General features: G+C 70.4%; 9 protein-coding genes and 2 pseudogenes. 7 read left to right on the top strand and 4 right to left on the bottom strand.

The window, feature by feature from the left end; genetic code table 11:
- Positions 1–187: 187 nt before the first annotated feature.
- The 3 genes from ABH928_RS04775 to ABH928_RS04765 form a co-directional block, all read right to left on the bottom strand.
- Entirely contained in the window at positions 188–418 is a 231-nt protein-coding gene (locus tag ABH928_RS04775; protein WP_370062321.1) for a hypothetical protein, read from the bottom strand.
- Positions 415–1,953, bottom strand: coding sequence for an APC family permease (locus ABH928_RS04770; RefSeq protein WP_370062319.1), 1,539 nt, complete (start codon positions 1,951–1,953; stop codon positions 415–417). The genes ABH928_RS04775 and ABH928_RS04770 overlap by 4 nt, the downstream gene beginning before the upstream one ends.
- A 93-nt stretch (positions 1,954–2,046) precedes the next feature.
- The gene (locus tag ABH928_RS04765; RefSeq protein WP_370062317.1) at positions 2,047–3,543 is read right to left on the bottom strand and encodes an aldehyde dehydrogenase family protein; all 1,497 of its coding nucleotides are present in this window, start codon (positions 3,541–3,543) and stop codon (positions 2,047–2,049) included.
- A gap of 314 nt (positions 3,544–3,857) precedes the next feature.
- On the opposite strand from ABH928_RS04765, the gene ABH928_RS04760 reads away from it, so the two are divergent.
- From ABH928_RS04760 to ABH928_RS04745, 4 genes are all read left to right on the top strand, one after another.
- Positions 3,858–6,365 carry an FAD-dependent oxidoreductase gene (locus tag ABH928_RS04760; protein ID WP_370062315.1) on the top strand — a complete coding sequence of 836 codons (2,508 nt, stop codon included), beginning with the start codon at positions 3,858–3,860 and terminating at the stop codon, positions 6,363–6,365.
- A gap of 60 nt (positions 6,366–6,425) precedes the next feature.
- On the top strand, positions 6,426–7,547 hold the full coding sequence (locus ABH928_RS04755; protein ID WP_370062313.1) for an SRPBCC family protein: 1,122 nt from the start codon (positions 6,426–6,428) through the stop codon (positions 7,545–7,547).
- A gap of 73 nt (positions 7,548–7,620) precedes the next feature.
- Positions 7,621–8,709 carry an S-(hydroxymethyl)mycothiol dehydrogenase gene (locus tag ABH928_RS04750; RefSeq protein ID WP_370062311.1) on the top strand — a complete coding sequence of 363 codons (1,089 nt, stop codon included), beginning with the start codon at positions 7,621–7,623 and terminating at the stop codon, positions 8,707–8,709.
- A complete protein-coding gene (locus tag ABH928_RS04745; RefSeq protein ID WP_370062309.1) occupies positions 8,709–9,380 on the top strand; it encodes an MBL fold metallo-hydrolase in 672 nt (223 codons plus the stop codon). The genes ABH928_RS04750 and ABH928_RS04745 overlap by 1 nt, the downstream gene beginning before the upstream one ends.
- Before the next feature lie 123 nt (positions 9,381–9,503).
- Here ABH928_RS04745 and ABH928_RS04740 read toward each other — a convergent pair whose 3' ends face one another.
- Positions 9,504–10,307 (bottom strand): G1 family glutamic endopeptidase, encoded by an 804-nt coding sequence (locus tag ABH928_RS04740; RefSeq protein WP_370062307.1) that lies wholly within the window; start codon positions 10,305–10,307, stop codon positions 9,504–9,506.
- Between the two features lie 333 nt (positions 10,308–10,640).
- Between ABH928_RS04740 and ABH928_RS04735 the strand changes: the two genes are divergently transcribed.
- The 3 genes and pseudogenes from ABH928_RS04735 to ABH928_RS04725 all read left to right on the top strand — a co-directional run.
- A complete protein-coding gene (locus ABH928_RS04735) occupies positions 10,641–12,314 on the top strand; it encodes a multicopper oxidase family protein (RefSeq protein ID WP_370062305.1) in 1,674 nt (557 codons plus the stop codon).
- A 94-nt stretch (positions 12,315–12,408) separates the two neighbouring features.
- Positions 12,409–12,726 (top strand): annotated as a pseudogene (locus ABH928_RS04730) (dihydroneopterin aldolase); the annotation flags it as partial.
- Between the two features lie 40 nt (positions 12,727–12,766).
- A pseudogene (locus ABH928_RS04725) lies at positions 12,767–13,322 on the top strand (SpoIIE family protein phosphatase); the annotation flags it as partial.
- Between the last annotated feature and the right edge of the window lie 93 nt (positions 13,323–13,415).

Raw genomic sequence — 13,415 nt, 5'->3', positions numbered from 1 at the left:
CTCCCGCCGGGCCCGGCTCGCCTGGCACGCCCTCCCCCAGCCTTCGGCCGGGGGTACCCCCACGCTGCGTTGTCGCATCGCCCAAGTACGGCCCAGTACGAGGGCGATCCTCCGCCTTGCAGCTGGCCGCACCAGACAACCCGGGCTGATCCGACGCGAGTTTGACGACAGGGCCTAGGCCCTGAGGTCAACCGGTCATCAGCTCCGCGAGGAACTCGCCCGCCAACGCGCCCGTCGCTGACTCGTCGGGGTGGTGTGTCGCGATCCAGCCGACGAAGAGCTGGACCGCCTTCGCCCTCGTGTCGGCCGACAGCTGCGCGAAGTCGTCGCCTCCCGCTTCCTCGATCGATGCGACACAGTCGACGAGCGCGAGGTCCTCGCTGCCGTAGTGCCGCTCTGCCCAGTCACTGAACGTCATGCGTCCATGGTGACAGGTGGACGAGTGGCCGCCGTCCGGCGGTAGCGCAGGTAGAGGCCGAGGCCCACGGCCGTGATGACCGCGGTGAAGACCACGGCGCCCCACTGGTAGTACCAGTGGTCGCTCCCGTACACGGAGGCACGCGGCCACGCGAGGTTGACGGTCATCGCCGCGCCGTAGAGCACCGCAAACGCGTTCACCGGAGTACCCCAGCGCCCGAGGTTGAAGTACGGTCCGTGGTCCGGACGCGGCCACTCGCCGCGCAGGCGGCGCAGCAGCATCGGGCCGGTGACCATCAGGTAGGGGATGTAGAAGAGGATGATCGCGACCGAGGTCAGGATGTAGAAGACGCGCTGGTTCCCGATGTTGACCAGCAGCAGCGCGATGGTCAGCGCACCTGTCAGCAGCGCGGGCACGACCGGGGTCTTGGAGCGCGGCGACACCTTGGCGATGGCGTGGCCGAACGGCAGCCGCCCGTCCCGTGCCATGGCGAAGAGCAGCCGGATCGCGGCGGTCTGGACGGCCAGGCAGCAGACGGTGATGGCGATCGCCGAGCAGATCAGGAAGACGTCCCCGAGGCCGTTCCCGAGCGTGGACTTGATCAGGTACGGCATCCCGAGCGAGCCCAGCGCCTGGGAGTTGATGTCGCCCACCGCCATCATGCCGATCAGCATCAGCAGCCCGCCCGCGAGGAACGCCGCGCTGATCGCCCGGATGATGGCCCGCGGGGCGTGCCGGCGCGGCTCCTTGGTCTCCTCCGCCAGCGCGCCCGCCGTGTCGAAGCCGTAGAAGACGTAGGCGCTCATGATGGACGCGACCAGGAACGCGCCGAGGTAGCCCCAGGAGTGCCCGGTCCCCGTCCCCGCCGTCTTGAGCACGACCTGCGGGCCGCGGTGGATGTGGATCGCGAGCATGACGATCAGCAGGGTGACGCCGGTCAGCTCCACCGCCACGCCGAAGTTGTTGATCTTCGCCATCAGCTTGACGCCGACGAGGTTGACCAGCGTGGTGAAGACGACCAGCCCGAGGGCGAGCAGGATCGCGTTCTTGGCCCCGTTGGGCGTCGCGGTCTGACCCGCGTCCGAGGGGCTTCCCACGATCTCGAAGGCCAGCGAGACCTGCGGCAGGATCACCTGGTAGGCGACCGCGACGGCGGCAGCGGTGACCACCGCGCCGATCGCCATGATCCAGCCGGACATCCACGAGGTGATCGGGCGGGCGATCTGCTTGGACCACTGGTAGACGCCGCCCGCCAGCGGGAACTGCCCGGCCATCTCGGCGAAGCAGAGCGCGACGGCGAGCTGGCCGACGAAGACCAGCGGCCAGGACCAGATGAACGCCGGCCCGCCCGCACCGAATCCGAAGCCGAAGAGCTGGAAGACGCCGGTCATGATGGAGATGTAGCTGAACCCGGCGGCGAAACTGGAGAAGGAGCCGAGGGACCGCTCCAGTTCCTGTCGGTAGCCGAACCGGGCCAGGTCGGCGGTGTCCTCCCCCGGTTGTCCGGGGGCGGTGGTCTTTCCCGAGGTGCTCATGGGCAGCTCCAGGTGCTCCGAATGCTCAGAAAAAGTGCTTCGAGGACAAGACACGGAGCGTGGTCCGGGAACCGCGACCCCGTCGTGCGGGCGTCAGCCGGCGAACCAGTGCTGTGGTGCGGGGGTGAGCGTGCGCCAGATGTGCTTGGTCTCCTGGTACTCACGCAGACCGGTCGGGCCCAGCTCGCGGCCGGTTCCGGACTGCTTGTAGCCGCCCCACTCGGCCTGCGGGACATAGGGGTGGTAGTCGTTGATCCATACCGTGCCCATCCGCAGCCGGGCCGCCACCCGTTCGCCGCGTCCGGCGTCCTGGGTCCAGACGGCTCCGGCCAGGCCGTAGGGCGTGTCGTTGGCCAGCGCCACGGCCTCGTCCTCCTCGTCGAAGAGCTCGACGGTCAGGACCGGTCCGAAGACCTCCTCGCGGACCACTGCCATGCCCGCGTGGCAGCCGTCGAGCACCGTGGGCCGCAGGAAGAAGCCGTCCTGCAGCTCGGGTTCGACCGGGCGGCCGCCGCCCGCCCGCACCACCGCTCCCTCGACGAGCGCACCGGCCAGATGGCGCTCGACCTTGGCGCGGTGCTCCGCGGACACCAGCGGGCCGCACTCGGTGCCCTTGGCCAGTCCGTCGCCGAGCCGGATCCGGTCGGCGCGACGGGCCAGTTCGGCGGTGAAGTCCTCGTGCAGGCTGCGGTGGAGCAGCAGTCGCGATCCGGCCGAGCAGACCTGGCCGGAATGCAGGAACGCCGCGGTGAGCGCAAAGTCCACAGCGGCGTCGAGATCGGCGTCGGCGAAGACGATGTTCGGGTTCTTGCCGCCGAGTTCCAGGGCGACCCGCTTGACCGTCTCGGCGGCGGCGCGCATGACGGACCGTCCGGTGGCTAGGCCGCCGGTGAAGGAGACCAGGTCCACTCCGGTGTGCTCGGCCAGCGCCGCTCCCGCGACGCCACCGCCGGTCACCAGGTTGGCCGTTCCGGCCGGGGCGCCCGCGTCGGCGAGCAGCGGCTGCAGCAGCTCGAAGAGACGGATCGTGGTGAGTGGGGTGACCTCGCTGGGCTTGGCGACCACGGTGTTCCCGGCGACGAGCGCCGGGGCGAGCTTCCAGGTGATCTGCAGCAGCGGGTAGTTCCACGGGGTGATCAACGCGCAGACGCCGACCGGCTCGTGGACGATCCGGCTGATGGCGTCGGCGCGGCCGGTGTCGACGGTGCGGCCGGCGTCGGTGGTGACCAGCGCGGCGTAGTAGCGCAGCACGGCCGTGGAGTCGTCGACGTCGTAGCGGCTCTCGGCCAGGGTCTTGCCGGTGTCGAGCGTCTCCACATGGGCCAGGTCCTCGCGGTGCGCTTGGAGCGCGTCGGCCAGGGCGGTCAGGACCGCGGCCCGTCGGGCCGCAGGCGCGGCGGGCCATGAGCCTTCGTCAAAAGCTTTGCGAGCAGCGCGAACCGCCCGATCGACGTCCGCGCCGGACGCCTCGGCGACCGCAGCCAGAACGCTCGCGTCGAAGGGATTGACGATCTGCCGGAGGCGGCCGTTCTCGGCCGGACTCCAGGAGTCGGCGACGAGCAGGGACTCGGATCGGATGGATGGGCGCAAGCCGCCGCCTCCTCGGGTGAGTTGCGTCATGTGCAACAACTGTCTTCATCCGCAACGTGCCGCCGAGTATGGAAGCGGCGTCAAGGGGGTGTCAAGGGGTTCGCCACCAGGTCACGACAGTACGACCGCAATGGCCGTCGGCATACCTGCCAGGCGTCTTGACACGACCTCAGTCCGGACGGACGCTGTTTCACATCACGCATTGCTGTGCGCCATTCGGAACTCGACCGGCGCAGGGTGAGGACCATCAAGCACCGCCCGCACAACAGTGGTTAATGCACCGTCAGGGTCGACCTCCCGAGGGGACGGATCACTTGACAGCTCAACCGAAGGTCGTGATCGTCGGCGCAGGGATCGTGGGCTGCGCGCTGGCCGACGAACTCACCGCCCGCGGCTGGACCGAGGTCACCGTGCTCGACCAGGGGCCTCTCTTCGCCACCGGCGGATCGAGCTCGCACGCCCCCGGCCTGGTCTTCCAGACCAACTCCTCCAAGACGATGACCGAGTTCGCCCGTTACACGGTCGACAAGTACACGGACCTCTCGCTCGACGGGCAGTGGTGCTTCCGCAAGGTCGGCGGTCTGGAAGTGGCCACCACCCCGGAGCGCGTCGCGGAGCTCACGCGCAAGCGCGGCTGGGCCGCCTCCTGGGGCGTGCGCGCCCGGCTGGCCGACCCCGACGAGTGCGTCGCGCTGCACCCGCTGCTCGACCGCGAGCAGGTCCTGGCCGGGCTGCACACCCCCGACGACGGTCTCGCCAAGGCGCTGCGCGCCGGCGAGGCCCAGGCCCGTCGGGCCGAGGCGCGCGGTGCGCGGTTCCTGGCCCACCACACCGTCACCGGGATCGAGTCGAGCGGCGTCAGGGTCACCGGCGTCGTCACCGACGTCGCCGGTGTGGGCACCGGCGTGGGCACCGAGCAGGCCGTCTTCCCCGCCGACATCGTCGTCTCCTGCGCCGGCTTCTGGGGTCCGAAGCTGGGCCGGATGGCCGGGCTGACCGTGCCGCTGGTCCCGATGGCCCACCAGTACGCGCGCACCACTCCGCTGCCGGTGCTGGCCGGGCAGAACACCGAGCTGCAGGAGGCCACCAAGCCGATCCTGCGGTACCAGGACCGTGACCTCTACTTCCGCGAGCACGTGGACCGGATCGGCATCGGCTCCTACGCGCACCGCCCCCTGCCCGTCGACCTCGACGACCTCGATGACCTCGATGACCTCGACCACCCAGCCGCGCCCGGCGGCCCGGTGATGCCCTCGATGCTGGCCTTCACCGAGGAGGACTTCGAACCCTCCTGGCACGACGCCCGCGCCCTGCTGCCCGCGCTCGCGGGCGCCAAGGTCGAGGAGGGCTTCAACGGCGTCTTCTCGTTCACCCCCGACGGCTTCCCGTTGCTGGGCGAGGCACCCGAGTTGAGCGGCTTCTGGGTCGCCGAGGCGGTCTGGGTGACCCACTCGGCGGGCGTGGCCAAGGCGATGGCCGAGTGGCTGGTCGAGGGCCGGTCGCGAACCGATCTGCACGAGTGCGACCTGAACCGCTTCGAGCAGGTCCAGCTCGCCCCCGCCTATGTGCACCAGCGCAGCTGCCAGAACTTCGTCGAGGTCTACGACATCGTCCACCCGCTGCAGCCCATGGAGGAACCGCGCCCGCTGCGGGTAAGCCCCTTCCACGCCCGCCAGCGCGAGCTGGGCGCGGTGTTCCTGGAGGCCTCGGGGTGGGAGCGCCCGCACTGGTACGAGGCCAACGCGGGCCTCGCCGAGGTCTCGGAGATCCCCGGACGGGGCGCGTGGGCGTCGCGCTACTGGTCCCCGATCGCGGGTGCCGAGGCGCTGGCCACCCGCTCACGCGTCGCGCTCTACGACATGACGGCGCTGAAGCGGCTGGAGGTCACCGGGCCGGGCGCGCTCGCCTTCCTCCAGCGCCTGACCACCAACCAGTTGGACAAGCCGGTCGGCGCGGTCACCTACACCCTGCTGCTCGACGAGTCCGGCGGCGTGCGCAGCGATCTGACGGTGGCCCGGCTGGGCGAGCGGCGCTTCCAGGTCGGCGCCAACGGCATGCTCGACCTGGACTGGTTCACCCGCCACCTGCCGGACGACGGGACGGTCCAGGTCCGCGACATCACCGCCGGGACCTGCTGCCTGGGCGTCTGGGGCCCGCTCGCCCGCGAGCTGGTCCAGCCGCTGACCGGCGCCGACTTCTCACACCGCGGCTTCGGCTACTTCAAGGCGAGGCAGACGTACCTCGGCAACGTCCCCGTCACCGCGATGCGCCTCTCCTACGTCGGCGAGCTCGGCTGGGAGCTGTACACCACGGCGGACGCGGGGCAGCAGCTGTGGGACACGCTCTGGCGCGCCGGGCAGCCGCTGGGCATCGTCGCGGCGGGCCGCAGCGCGTTCAACAGCCTGCGCCTGGAGAAGGGTTACCGCTCCTGGGGCACCGACATGACAGCCGAGCACAACCCGTACGAGGCCGGCCTCGGCTTCGCGGTCCGGATGGACAAAGGCGACTTCGTCGGGCGGGAGGCACTGGTCGGCGTCACCGAGGAGACCGTGGCGCGACGGCTGGCCTGCCTGGTCCTGGACGACCCGCACGCGGTGGTGACGGGCAAGGAGCCGGTGTACGTCGACGGCGCCCCGGCCGGGTACGTCACCAGCGCCGCCTACGGGTACTCGGTCGGCCGGTCCATCGCCTACGCCTGGCTGCCCGCGACGGCCGCAGCGCCCGGCACGCGCGTCCAGGTCGAGTACTTCGGCGAACGGCTGCCCGCGACCGTCGCGGCGGAGCCGCTGTTCGACCCCGAGATGGCCCGCATCCGCCGCTGAGTACCGAACGGCCCTTGGTTCAGCACCTTTCCCCGACCGCCTCGTCGAAAGGCACACGACGTGACCGCGACCGAGCTGCCGCCGAGCCTGATCAGCACCCTGCCCGGCTCCTCCTACACCGATCCGCAGGTCTTCGCGCGGGAGCAGGAGAAGATCTTCGAGTCCCTGTGGTTCTGCGCCGTCCGCGCCGCCGAGCTGGACGCGCCGGGCAGGTTCCAGACCGTGCAGGTCGGCCGGGAGAGCGTGCTGGTGACCCGCTCGCGGGACCACACGATCAAGGCGTTCCTCAACGTCTGCCGCCACCGCGGCGCACGCCTGTGCACGGAGGAAGCGGGCGCGGTGAAGCGGGCGTTCCAGTGCCCGTACCACGCCTGGACCTACGGCCTCGACGGCAGGCTGGTGGCCGCCCCCAACCTCACCTCGATGCCGGACGTGGACCGGACCACCTTCGGGCTCGTCCCGGTGCACGTCCGCGAGTGGCTCGGTTACGTCTGGGTCTGCCTCGCCGAGAAGCCGCCGTCCTTCGAGGGCGAGGTGGTCGCCGCGGCGACCCAGCGGCTGGGCACCCCGGAGGCGATCGGCCACTACCAGCTCGACCAGCTCGCCCTCGGCCGACGCGTCCGCTACGACGTCAAGGCCAACTGGAAGCTGATCGTCGAGAACTTCATGGAGTGCTACCACTGCGCCACCATCCACCCCGAACTCACCGAGATGCTGCCGGAGTTCGCCGGAGGCTACGCGGCCCAGTACTACGTGGGCCACGGCGCGGAGTTCGCCGAGGAGGCGCAGGGTTTCACCGTGGACGGCAGCCCCGGGGTCACCCGGATCCCCGGCGTCTCGGCGGAGCAGGACCGGCGGTACTACGCCATCACGGTCAAGCCGCAGGTGTTCGTCAACCTGGTGCCCGACCACGCCATCGTCCATCGCATGTTCCCGCTCGCCGCGGACCGGACGGTCGTCGAGTGCGACTGGCTCTTCCTCAAGGACGTGGTCGACAACGGCGCCGACCTGGACCGTTCCGTCGAGCTGTTCCACCGGGTCAACGTGCAGGACTTCGACGCGTGCGAGCGCTGCCAGCCCGCGATGGACTCGCGCGCCTATGCTCGGGGCGGAGTGCTGGTCCCCAGCGAGCACCACATCGGAGACTTCCACACATGGGTTGCCGACCGGCTGCGCCCCTGATTCCATGAGCTGATTCCATGATCGCCACGGCCGCTTCCCCGTATCCCGGTTGCCCCGCGAAAGGTGTCGTTCCATGCCCCAGCAGGTCCGAGCAGTCGTCGCCCCCGGCAAGGGCGAACCCGTGCGGGTGGAGACGATCGTCGTCCCCGACCCGGGCCCCGGCGAGGCGGTGGTGCGCGTGCAGGCGTGCGGCGTCTGCCACACCGACCTGCACTACCGCGAGGGCGGCATCAACGACGACTTCCCGTTCCTGCTCGGGCACGAGGCGGCCGGGATCGTCGAGCAGGTCGGCGAGGGCGTGACCGAGGTCGCGCCGGGGGACTTCGTGATCCTCAACTGGCGTGCCGTCTGCGGCCAGTGCCGGGCCTGTCGGCGCGGGCGGCCGTGGTACTGCTTCAACACCCACAACGCGACCCAGAAGATGACCCTCGCCGACACCGGCCAGGAGCTCTCCCCCGCGCTGGGCATCGGCGCGTTCGCCGAGAAGACGCTGGTCGCCGCCGGTCAGTGCACCAAGGTCGACCCGGCCGCCTCCCCGGCCGTCGCCGGGCTGCTCGGCTGCGGGGTGATGGCCGGGATCGGCGCGGCCATCAACACCGGTGCGGTCAGCCGCGGCGACTCGGTGGCCGTGATCGGCTGCGGCGGCGTCGGCGACGCGGCCATCGTCGGCTCGCGGCTGGCAGGCGCGCGGCGGATCATCGCGGTCGACGTCGACGAGCGAAAGCTGGACAAGGCGCGCACCGTCGGTGCGACGCACACCGTCAACTCCCGCGAGACGGACCCGGTCGCGGCGATCCAGGAGCTGACCGACGGCTTCGGCGCGGACGTGGTGATCGAGGCGGTCGGCCGCCCGGAGACGTACAAGCAGGCCTTCTACGCCCGCGACCTGGCCGGAACGGTCGTCCTGGTCGGCGTCCCCACGCCCGAGATGACGCTCGAACTGCCGTTGCTGGACGTCTTCGGGCGCGGCGGCGCGCTGAAGTCCTCCTGGTACGGCGACTGCCTGCCCTCGCGCGACTTCCCGATGCTGATCGACCTCCACCTCCAGGGCCGCCTGGACCTGGACGCCTTCGTGAGCGAGACCATCGCCCTCGACGAGGTCGAGCAGGCCTTCGAGCGGATGCGCGGCGGCGACGTGCTGCGTTCGGTGGTGCTGTTCTGATGGCGGCGTCCGCAGCGCCGTCGGCAGGGGCTCCGTCCGACTCCGCCGCCCGCGTCGAACTCCTGGTCACCTCGGGCACGTTCACCCTGGACGGCGGCAGCTGGGCGGTGGACAACAACGTCTGGCTGGTGGGCGACGACAGCGAGGTACTGGTCCTGGATCCGGCCCACGACGCGGACGCCGTCGCGACCGCCGTCGGCGGGCGGCGGGTCACCGCGATCGTGTGCACTCACGGCCACAACGACCACGTCAACGCCGCTCCCGCACTCGCGGACCGCACCGGCGCGCCGATCCTCCTCCACCCGGACGACCTGACGCTGTGGCGGATGACCCACCCCGACCGTGAGCCGGACGGCGTGCTCAAGGACGGCGCCGTGCTGCACGTCGCCGGCGTGGACCTGCACGTCCTGCACACTCCGGGCCACAGCCCCGGGGCGGTCTCGCTGCACGCTCCGGCGCTCGGCACGGTCTTCACCGGCGACACGCTCTTCGCGGGCGGACCGGGCGCGACCGGTAGGTCCTTCTCCGACTTCCCCACCATCGTCCGCTCGATCCGCGAACGGCTGCTCACCCTGCCGCCGGAGACGACGGTCCGCACCGGCCACGGCGACCCGACCACCGTCGGCGCGGAGGCCCCGCACCTGGACGAGTGGATCGCCCGCGGGCACTGACGGACGGTGGTGCGACCGACGGTGGTGTGACGGGCCCGGCTGTGACAACGGCCGGGCCCGTCCCCGTCGGATGGGGGAAGACCGACGGGGACGGGCCGGGGCGGTGCCGGGAGGTGGCTTGGGTTACAGGCTGTTCCAGGTGATGGAGAAGGCGCCGCCGTTGAGGGCGGAGATGGTGGCCTCGGGCGTGCCCGAGTCGGAGGCCATGTTGATGCCGGTCGGGTTGGTGGAGGCCAGGCTGCTGCCGTTCACCGTGGAGTTGGTGAAGTTCACGGTCCCGAAGTCGTCCAGCGGCAGGACGCCGCCGGAGTACGGGGCCTCGGCTATGACCTCGGCGGACGAGCGGGCCAGGCCGCTCTCCTTCTTCGTGACGGTCTTGGTCCAGCCCTCGGTCTTGTCGGCGAGCTTGAGGGTGTACGTGCCCGAGGCGTAGCTGACGGTCTCGGTGATGGTGTCGCCGGGCTGGACGGTGTTGCTGTAGGTGACCGGGTTGGCCGGGTACATCTCGTACCAGGCCGAGTACGAGGCCTGGCCGCCGGAGCAGTCGGCCTCGGTGCCGGTCTGCTCGACCGAGCTGGAGCTGTAGCCGTCGAGGCCGACCCAGAAGCTGGAGTAGCCGTCGCCCTGCGAGCAGTCCACGGACGGCTGGACGAACGTGGTCGAGACACTGTTGTAGGTCGAGCCGGTGGCGGCGTAGCCGGACCAGTTGTCGCTGGTCGACGTGGCGTGCTTGACGCCACCACCGTGGCTGACGAAGAACGGCACGCTGCCGTGCTGCCCGCTGACGTGGTGCATCGGCGCGTCGACCGTCACGGCGGAAGCGGCGTGCCCGGCGGTCGCGACGGTGGCCGCGGCAGCGGCGGGCGCGAACGCGGTGGCCATGAGGACGAGGGCCGAGCCGGGGGCGAGCAGGTGGCGGAGCTGCATCGGATTCCTTTCGGACGGTGTCCAACTTCACTGGACGTGCAAGGGAGTTGCGGTTCGAGCGGAACGCCGGCAGACCCGGAGGGCGTGGCGTGTCACCCTGCGGTGTGGTGCTTGCTGCCGCTACCGGAGCGTAGAGGTGTCGCGTACACGCTGAAAAGAGGGTTGAAGCAGAAACTTCTGAGGTTCCTCTGATGACACATCGCGGCAAAGTCCCCGTTACACGTTCGGGATTGTTTCGGCGTGGCGCACTTGACATGCTTTCCTTTGAAAAACTTCTGAGCTTTCGGGGGAAAAGCTATGAGCTCACCCCCGCGCTCGTGAACGGGGGATCCGATGATCAGTCACATACCGAGCACGGCAAAGGAAACCGACAGATCCGGGCGCCTGCGCCGACGTCGCCTGAGCGCAGCCGCCCTCGTGGTCGGCATGGTCGGCGCGGCCTTCGCCGGACAGGCGATCGCGTCACCCTCGCCACAGCCGCCGTCGACGGCGCAGCAGGAGCAGGGCATGGTGGCGGGCCGTCCGTTCACCGAGCCCGTCGACGCGAGCGCGAAGCCCGGCCTGACCATCACCCTGGACGCCCGACAGACGCGCTTCGACCTCTCCGGCCGCCCGGTGTGGGGACAGTCGTACAACGGCCGGTTCGTCGCGCCGACGCTGCACGCGCAGCCGGGTACGGACCTGACGATCCGCCTGGTCAACCACCTCCCGGTGGCCACCAACCTGCACTTCCACGGCCTGCACGTGTCGCCGACCGGCGACTCCGACGACCCGTTCCTCTGCGTCGCACCGGGCAAGACGCTGGTCTACCACCTGGCGATCCCGCGCAACCACCCTCAAGGGACGTTCTGGTACCACAGCCACGCCATGGGCACCACCTGCCCGGCGCCGGGCACGATGGTGACCGACGACGGTAGCGACTCCGACGATGCGTCAGCCATGGCCGGAATGGCAGGTATGCCCGGCATGTCGAGCCCGACGCCCTCCGCGTCGGCCTCCCCCACCGCCTTCGTGCCGGGCGACGTCGAGAACCAGATCTTCGCCGGGCTCTCCGGAGCGCTGATCGTCGGCGACGACCGGTCGCTGCTGCCGCCCGCGCTGCGTCACATCACCGCGCACACCATGGTGTTCAAGGACGCCCAGATCGACAGCGGCGGCCACATCGTCCAGAACACCGCCACCACATCGATCAACTCGAACAACCCGACCGTCCGCCTGGTCGACGGGCAGCTGCGGCCGGTGCTGACCATGCGTCCCGGCGAGACCCAGCTGTGGCGGCTCGCCAACGCCGGGGCGGACATCTTCTACAAGCTCCAACTCGACGGCTACCGCTTCACCGTGATCGGCGAGGACGGCACCCCGGTCGCGCAGGTGACCACGGCCTCGTCCCTGCTGCTGCCTCCGGGCAAGCGGTACGACGTGCTGGTGACCGCAGGCGCGCACCCCGCGCGCACCTGGCTGCGGACCCTCGCCTACAGCAACGGCCCGCAGGGCGACTCCTACCCGAACGTCCCGCTGCTCCAGCTGAACGTGTCCGGCCGCCCCGCGCACTCACTGCCGACCGTCTCCGGGCGCATCCCGACGGCCGCGCCGAACCTCGCGGGCGCGCCGATCGCACAGCACCGCACGGTCGTCCTGTCCGAGAGCGCTGACGGCAACAGCTTCTACATCGACGGCAAGCAGTTCTCCATGGACGCACCGTCGGTCTTCGCCACCCCGGCGAAGCTGGGCACGGTCGAGGAGTGGACCCTCGTCAACACCAGTGGCGAGATACACCCCTTCCACCTGCACACCTCGGCGTTCCAGGTGATGTCGATCAACGGCGTAGCACAGCCCTACACCCACCAGCAGGACATCATCCCGGTCCCGAACGAGGTCAACGGAAAGCCGGGCGTCGTGGTGATCCGCGTCGCCTTCTCCGACTTCACCGGCCGCTACATGTTCCACTGCCACATAGCGGCCCACGAGGACAACGGGATGATGAGCTTCATCAACGTGGTCGCGTGAAGACAGAATCCAGGCGGGCCCCGCACTCAGTGAGCCGTGAAGAAGATCTCCCGAACCTCGCGGATGGCGTAGTACATGAGCGCAGGTCCAACCGCGCTGTGCCACCGGGACGGAGCTGCTGGCCGGTGTGGTCCAGGACCCGGTCTTCGGCCCGCTCGTCGTCTTCGGCGCGCGCGGCACCACCGCCGACCTCGCCCTGACGGTCGACTACGGCCGGGTCTCGGAACAGGTGGTGGCGCTCGCCGAAGGCCCTCCGGTCGACCTGATCGAGACCCTGGCCCAGCAGATCGCCGACGCCTGCCTGGGGCACGACGGTGTGCGCGAGGTCGAGGTCACCGTGCACAAGCCCGAAGCCCCGATCCAGGTGCCGTTCGACGACGTGGCCGTGACGATCTCCCGTTCCAGGCAGTGACCGGTGGGTGCGACCGGTGCGGACGCTGGACATCGCTGACCCCGCGACCGGCGCGCTGAACGTCTGCGGCGATTGGTACGACATCGCCGACCTCACGGCGGTGACCGCGTCGGCGTCTCCGTCGGCGACGTCGTCGGCCACGGCCTGGAAGCGGCCGACGTCATGGGCCAACTCCGCAGCGCCCTCGCCGCCACCTCCCGTGTCGCCGACGGCCCGGCCCAGGCCCTGGACGTGCTGGGCCGCTACGCCAGCTTCGTCGACGGCGCCGAGTCCACCACCGCGGTGACCTGCTTCGTCGACTGGAGCCGGCACACCATCACCTACTCCAGCGCCGGCCACCCCCACCCGCGCACCTGCACACCGACGGCCGCGTGACCTGGCTCGACCAGGCCCTCGACCCGCCCCTGGACGCCTCCCCCGACCCCGGCCCGCGCCCCGAAGCCGTCACCCCTTTCACCGACGGGGTCATCGAGCGCCGCCACCAGGACATCACCGCCGGCCTGGACCACCTCGCCGCGTCCCCGGCCCGCCACCTGGGCGCCAACCCGGATGCCCTCGCCGACGCACTGCTGTCCGACCTGCTGCCACCCGTCGGCGTCGGACGCGCCGTGCCAACCAGCGCATCCCCGAATCGGGAACACCAGCCAGCGCGAGCGAAACTGGCACGCCACGCCAAGCCGGGCGATGAT

It is taken from the genome of Streptacidiphilus sp. MAP5-3 (genome assembly GCF_041262505.1).
Classification (GTDB): Bacteria; Actinomycetota; Actinomycetes; order Streptomycetales; family Streptomycetaceae; genus Streptacidiphilus.
Note: the sequence above shows the minus strand (reverse complement) of the source record. Positions and strands in the feature narration are given on the sequence as shown.

Bases quoted from the DNA above. Each gene is read 5' to 3' on its own strand.
- ABH928_RS04775 (WP_370062321.1), bottom strand. From the start codon at position 418: ATGACGTTCAGTGACTGGGCAGAGCGGCACTACGGCAGCGAGGACCTC.
- ABH928_RS04770 (WP_370062319.1), bottom strand. From the start codon at position 1,953: ATGAGCACCTCGGGAAAGACCACCGCCCCCGGACAACCGGGGGAGGAC.
- ABH928_RS04750 (WP_370062311.1), top strand. From the start codon at position 7,621: ATGCCCCAGCAGGTCCGAGCAGTCGTCGCCCCCGGCAAGGGCGAACCC.
- ABH928_RS04745 (WP_370062309.1), top strand. From the start codon at position 8,709: ATGGCGGCGTCCGCAGCGCCGTCGGCAGGGGCTCCGTCCGACTCCGCC.
- ABH928_RS04740 (WP_370062307.1), bottom strand. From the start codon at position 10,307: ATGCAGCTCCGCCACCTGCTCGCCCCCGGCTCGGCCCTCGTCCTCATG.
- ABH928_RS04735 (WP_370062305.1), top strand. From the start codon at position 10,641: ATGATCAGTCACATACCGAGCACGGCAAAGGAAACCGACAGATCCGGG.